This window comes from Catenulispora pinistramenti, from assembly GCF_018274385.1.
Classification (GTDB): domain Bacteria; phylum Actinomycetota; class Actinomycetes; order Streptomycetales; family Catenulisporaceae; genus Catenulispora; species Catenulispora pinistramenti.
On the sequence record NZ_JAAFYZ010000649.1, the window covers coordinates 1 to 255 of the forward strand.

At 60.8% G+C, this 255-nt stretch carries 1 rRNA gene; it reads left to right on the top strand.

The window, feature by feature from the left end:
- Positions 1–245 (top strand): 16S ribosomal RNA (locus KGQ19_RS53690); the annotation flags it as partial.
- Positions 246–255: the final 10 nt, after the last annotated feature.

Sequence of the window (255 nt, forward strand, 5' to 3'; positions counted from 1 at the left end):
TCGGATCGGGGTCTGCAACTCGACCCCGTGAAGTCGGAGTCGCTAGTAATCGCAGATCAGCAACGCTGCGGTGAATACGTTCCCGGGCCTTGTACACACCGCCCGTCACGTCACGAAAGTCGGTAACACCCGAAGCCGGTGGCCTAACCCCTTGTGGGAGGGAGCCGTCGAAGGTGGGACCGGCGATTGGGACGAAGTCGTAACAAGGTAGCCGTACCGGAAGGTGCGGCTGGATCACCTCCTTTCTAAGGAGCC